This window comes from Novosphingobium sp. (genome assembly GCF_025351285.1).
Classification (GTDB): domain Bacteria; phylum Pseudomonadota; class Alphaproteobacteria; order Sphingomonadales; family Sphingomonadaceae; genus Novosphingobium.
On the sequence record NZ_JANXWG010000113.1, the window covers coordinates 1 to 3,870 of the forward strand.

Here is a 3,870-nt window from a genome sequence, read left to right on the forward strand (position 1 = left end):
GCGACGCTGATCGCGCGCGAGGCCGGCGCCACGATTTCCGACGCATTCGGCCAGCCGCTCGCCTACAACAAACGCGATCCGCGCGCCTTCGGCCTGCTGGTTACCGCGCCTGCGTTTCACGCCGATGCGGTGGAACGGCTGCGGGAGCGGGCCGAGCGGTTGGGGCGGTAACAACCTTTCGGACCCCAATCCCCGTTCGTCCTGAGCTTGTCGAAGGACTGTTCTTACTTGCGGCGCAGCGCGCGGTTCCGAAGAAAAAAGCAGTCCTTCGACAAGCTCAGGACGAACGGATCATGGGAGGGGCTAGCCCCTCATGCAAATTCCTCGGTGTCGATCGTGGCCTGCATCGGCGGCGCATAGCGCGGCCCCACCACCGTATCGCGGTTGATCAGCGCGTCGATCGCGGCATTCGCCGCTTCGGGCAATTCCCAGTCCCAGCGCGCGATGTTTTCTTCGAGGTGATCCTGCCGCGTGGTTCCGGGAATCGCCACCACATGATCGCCGCGCGCGAACACCCAGGCCATCGCCAATTGCGCCGCTGTCACGTCATGATCCGCCGCGATCGCCGCGAAACCTTCGGCCAAAGCAACGTTGGCGGGGTAATTGTCCGACTGGAAGCGCGGCATCCCGCGGCGGATGTCCTTGGGCGGCACCTTGTCCATGTCGAGCTTCGCATCGGCCAGCAGCCCGCGCGCCACCGGCGAAAACGCCACGAACGTCGTGCCCAGTTCACGGCAGGCTTCAAGCACCGCGATCTCGGGATTGCGGGTCATCGGCGAATATTCGGTCTGCATCGCGGCGATGGGGTGGACAGCGCTGGCCTTGCGCAGCGTGTCGGCCGACATTTCGGAAAGCCCGATCGCACCGATCTTGCCCGCCTTCACCAGGTCTGCCAGCGCCCCGATCGAATCCTCGATCGGCACGGTGAAATCGCGGCGGTGCAGGTAATACAGATCGATATGGTCGGTCTGGAGCAACGAGAGCGACGTTTCGAGCGCGGTGCGGATCGTATCGGGGTGGCAATCGATCCGGCGCTTGTCACCATCGACGATGATCCCGGTCTTGGACGCCAGCACGAACTCCTTGCGCCGCGATTTCAGCGCGCGACCGATCAACGTCTCGTTGTGCCCGATGCCATAGATCCGCGCGGTATCGAGGTGATCGTACCCCAGGTCGAGCGCGCGGTGCAGCAGCCGTTCGCCATCGGCATCCGCCGGCGGCGTTCCGTAAGCCCAGCTCAGCGTCATGCAGCCAAGGCCCACCGGGTTGATCTGGCGACCACATAACGTGCGGGTAGAGGTGGGCATCGGCGGCGCTCCTTGCAGTGCGCCGCCGATGCCAGTCCCGCACCGCCCCCGTCAACCTTGATAGATCAAGCGGACCGTGCGGACTTGCACCCTTTATTGGCCGCGTGCGCGCGCCACATCGTCCTGGCTGATCGGCACGATCTTGATCTCGACCCGGCGATTGCGCGAACGACCGTCTTCGGTGTCGTTAGAGGCGACCGGATTGCCCACGCCGAAGCCCTGGCTGCGGATGCGCTGCGACGAAACGCCGTGGCCGATCAGGTAGTTGGCCACCGCTTGCGCGCGCTGTTCGGACAGCTTCTGGTTGTAACCGACCGAGCCGGTCGAATCGGTGAAGCCGTAAACGTCGATCAGGCTGTCGGGGAACGAGACCATCGAATCGGCGATGCGATCGAGCGTGCGCAGGAATTGCGGTTCCAGGCTGTAGCTGTTGGTGGCGAAGGTCACGCCGTTGGGCAGGTTGACGAGGATCGCGCGGCCGTTGTCGGTTTCGCTGACGTCGACGCCCGATCCCGCGGTCGCTTCGCGCAACTGGCGGATCTGCTTGTCCTTGGCATAGCCGATCGCGCCGCCCGCAAGCCCGCCGATGCCAGCGCCCACAATCCGCCCGGTGCCGCCGCCGATCAGCCCGCCCAGCAGCAAGCCGCCCAATGCGCCCGCGCCCGCGCCGATCGCGGTGCGCGAGACTTTCTGCTCACCGGTGTTGGGATCGGTAACGCAGCCCGAAACCGCGAGCAGCGAGACGATGGCGGCGCCAGAGACAAGCGATTGTCTGAGCTTCATGGGAAACGTCCTTTGTTTGATGCCGTGAGTCCGCAAGGCGGGCTCAAGTGTGAATTAACCATATCGTGTGCGCGACAATCGATGCAATGCACCACCTGAACCGCGTGCGAACGGGAACGGGCAGTCCTGCCAACGGTTCCGACTGACACCCTGTAACCACCCCTTCGCCCACCGGCGCAAATCTGCTAGCGATCCAGTCGTGACACCTTTTCCCTGGACCGACCTTTTCATCATCGCCGCGCTGGTGCTGCTCAACGCCGTTTTCGCGATGTCCGAGCTGGCCATCGTTTCGGCGCGCCCGGCGCGGCTGCGCGTGGCCGCCGAAGAAGGCAGCAAGGGCGCCGCTGCCGCGCTCAGCCTGGCTTCCAACCCCGGCAAGTTCCTGTCCACCGTGCAGACCGGGATCACGCTCATCAGCATCATCGCCGGTGCGTTCTCGGGATCGCGGCTGGGCGGCCCGCTGGGTGAACGGCTGGCGGCGCTGGGCCTGCCGCTGCGCTGGTCGGCCGAAGCGGGCTTTTTCCTCGCGATCAGCCTGACCACTTATTTCAGCCTGGTGGTGGGCGAACTGGTGCCCAAGCAGATTGCGTTGCGCGCCGCCGAACCGATCGCGCTGGTGGCGGCGCGGCCGATGGCGCTGCTGGCCACCGTGTTCAAGCCGTTCGTGTGGCTGCTCGACCGGTCATCCGCCGCGCTGCTCAAGCTGATGGGGCTGCACGGCGCCAACCACAAGGCGCTGACCGCCGAGGAACTGCAGATGGTTTTCGCCGAAGCCACGCGTTCAGGCGTGATCGAGGAGGACGAACGCGCGATCATGGCCGGGATCATGCGGCTGGCCGAACGCCCCGCACGCGAGGTGATGACCCCGCGCACCGAACTCCACTGGATCGAACGCCGCGCGCCCGAAGTGGAAATCCGCACCGCCATCGACCAAAGCCCGCACAGCCTGATGCTGGTCTGCGACGGCGAGGTCGACAAGGTGGTCGGCGTGGTCAAGGTGCGCGATTTGCAGGCGGTGCTGCTGCGCGGGCGCAAGATCCAGCTCACGCGGATGCTGAAAAAGCCCGCGATCGTGCCCGACCAGATCGACGCGATGGACGCGCTGCGCGTGCTGCAAACCGCCGACATCGCGCTGGCGCTGGTCCACGATGAATACGGCCACCTGGAGGGCATCGTCACCCCGGCCGACCTGCTCTCGGCCATCGCCGGCACGTTCCTAAGCCACAGCGACGACGGCGACGAACCGATGGTGGTGGAGCGCGAGGACGGATCGCTGCTGATTTCGGGCGCGTTGCCCGCCGATGCACTGGCCGATCGGCTGGGCCTGGAATTGCCCGATGATCGCGATTACGCCACGGCGGCAGGCTACGTTCTGTCGGTGCTCAAGCGCCTGCCCGGCGAAGGCGAACACTTCCAGCAGCAGGGCTGGCGCTTCGAGGTTGTCGACATGGATGGCCGCAAGATCGACAAGCTGCTGGTCGAACGCAAACGCAAGGTTGTAGTGGCGGAAGAGGCAAGCGAGGGGTTTTGATCCCCAAGCCGGCCCGATATACCACCGTTCGCCCTGAGCTTGTCGGACTCGAAGAGGGCGCGCAGCGCCAACGGTTGTTCTTACTTTCTTCGGCCGCGCGGTCCCAAGAAAGGCAGCCCTTCGACAAGCTCAGGGCGAACGGTTCCTTTGGGGGCGGACGCTCTCTCAGCCCGGCGTAACCGCCTGCGCCTCGCGCCCATCGCCCTGCGGCGCGGCCAGGATGTTCTGCGTCACGTTGCCCTTGGCCAC

At 65.5% G+C, this 3,870-nt stretch carries 3 protein-coding genes and 1 pseudogene; 2 read left to right on the forward strand and 2 right to left on the reverse strand.

The genetic code is table 11. The annotated features are described in order from the left end of the window. Positions 1–171, forward strand: a pseudogene (locus Q0R16_RS14080) (3'(2'),5'-bisphosphate nucleotidase CysQ); the annotation flags it as partial. A 140-nt stretch (positions 172–311) separates the two neighbouring features. Here the strand turns inward: Q0R16_RS14080 and Q0R16_RS14085 are convergent. Both Q0R16_RS14085 and Q0R16_RS14090 read right to left on the reverse strand, forming a co-directional pair. After that, positions 312–1,307 carry an aldo/keto reductase gene (locus Q0R16_RS14085; protein ID WP_295637275.1) on the reverse strand — a complete coding sequence of 332 codons (996 nt, stop codon included), beginning with the start codon at positions 1,305–1,307 and terminating at the stop codon, positions 312–314. A 93-nt stretch (positions 1,308–1,400) separates the two neighbouring features. After that, positions 1,401–2,090: an OmpA family protein gene (locus Q0R16_RS14090; RefSeq protein ID WP_295637279.1), complete on the reverse strand. Its 690-nt coding sequence runs from the start codon at positions 2,088–2,090 to the stop codon at positions 1,401–1,403. 199 nt (positions 2,091–2,289) lie between these two features. On the opposite strand from Q0R16_RS14090, the gene Q0R16_RS14095 reads away from it, so the two are divergent. Further along, positions 2,290–3,621, forward strand: coding sequence for a hemolysin family protein (locus tag Q0R16_RS14095; RefSeq protein ID WP_295637282.1), 1,332 nt, complete (start codon positions 2,290–2,292; stop codon positions 3,619–3,621). Positions 3,622–3,870 lie beyond the last annotated feature (249 nt).

Coding starts and splice junctions, on each gene's coding strand:
- Q0R16_RS14085 (WP_295637275.1), bottom strand. CDS start 1,307: ATGCCCACCTCTACCCGCACGTTATGTGGTCGCCAGATCAACCCGGTG.
- Q0R16_RS14090 (WP_295637279.1), bottom strand. CDS start 2,090: ATGAAGCTCAGACAATCGCTTGTCTCTGGCGCCGCCATCGTCTCGCTG.